General features: G+C 70.2%; 1 protein-coding gene. It reads left to right on the forward strand.

What is annotated here, in order from left to right:
* Positions 1-125: 125 nt before the first annotated feature.
* The gene (locus QSK03_RS32885; protein ID WP_285660042.1) at positions 126-1,238 is read left to right on the forward strand and encodes an IS630 family transposase; all 1,113 of its coding nucleotides are present in this window, start codon (positions 126-128) and stop codon (positions 1,236-1,238) included.
* Positions 1,239-1,268: the final 30 nt, after the last annotated feature.

A 1,268-nucleotide genomic window follows, 5' to 3' on the forward strand; every position in this document is an offset into this window, starting at 1 on the left:
CTAGTGCGTTGACCATGAACGTTGACCGGTTTCGCGACACGCCGTCGTAGGTTCACCGCTGCTGCGCTGGAGCAAGATCTCATTGTCGGTGTCGGCCGCAGGTCGGGACCGGGAGTGGGAGCGCGATGGCGGAACCAGTACGAGCACGACGACTCACCGATCAGGAGGGCCAGCGGCTGGCCCAGATCGTGCGCCGCGGCAAGGGCGGCTCGATCCGGGTCCGCCGGGCCACCATGATCATGGCCTCGGCGTCGGGGACGCCGGTGCCGGCGATCGCACGGCTCGTGGCCGCCGACGAGGACACCGTGCGCGACGTGGTCCACGCGTTCAACGAGCGGGGGCTGGCCGCGCTGGACCCTCAGTGGGCGGGAGGCCGTCCCCGCCTGATCACCGATGAGGACATCGCGTTCATCGTCGCGACGGCCACCGAGCGCCCCGCGGTGCACGACCTGCCGTTCACGCACTGGAGCGTGCGCAAGCTCGCCGCACACCTGGCCCGCTGCCACCAGCACCGGATCATGATCAGCCGCGAGCGGCTCCGACAGGTCCTGCGTGCCCATGCGGTGTCGTTCCAGCGCACCCGGACCTGGAAAGAGTCCAACGACCCCGACAAGGAGGCCAAGCTCGACCGCATCGAGCACGTCACCAGCCACGACCCGAACCGATGCTTCGCCTTCGACCAGTTCGGGCCGCTGTCGATCCGCCCCGGCCACGGCACCACCTGGGCCCGCGAGTCTCACCCCGCGCGGCTGCCGGCGACCTACCGACGCACCCACGGCATCCGCTACTTCCACGGCTGTTACAGCCTCGGCGACGACCAGCTCTGGGGTGTGACCCGCCGCCGCAAGGGCGGCGAGCACACCCTGGCCGCGCTGCGCTCGATTCGGGCCGCCCGCCCCGACGACGCCCCGATCCACGTGATCATGGACAACCTGTCGGCGAACAAGACCCCGGCGGTCCGAGCCTGGGCTGCGAACAACAACGTCGAGCTCTGCTTCACCCCGACCTACGCGTCCTGGGCCAACCCCATCGAGGCCCAGTTCGGGCCGCTGCGCACCTTCACCATGGGTGCCTCGAACCACCCCAACCACACCGTGCTCGCCCGAGGGCTGCAGGCCTACCTGCGCTGGCGCAACGCCAACGCCCGCCACCCCGACGTCCTGGCCGCTCAACGCCGCGAACGCGCCCGCATCCGCAGCGAACGACAACACCGCTGGGGCCGACCCCGAGCCGCATGACCCGGCAAACGTTCGTGGTCAACGCACTAG

Origin of the sequence: Actinomycetospora sp. NBRC 106375 (genome assembly GCF_030269665.1) — a bacterium.
Classification (GTDB): Bacteria; Actinomycetota; Actinomycetes; order Mycobacteriales; family Pseudonocardiaceae; genus Actinomycetospora.

Coding starts and splice junctions, on each gene's coding strand:
- QSK03_RS32885 (WP_285660042.1), top strand. CDS start 126: ATGGCGGAACCAGTACGAGCACGACGACTCACCGATCAGGAGGGCCAG.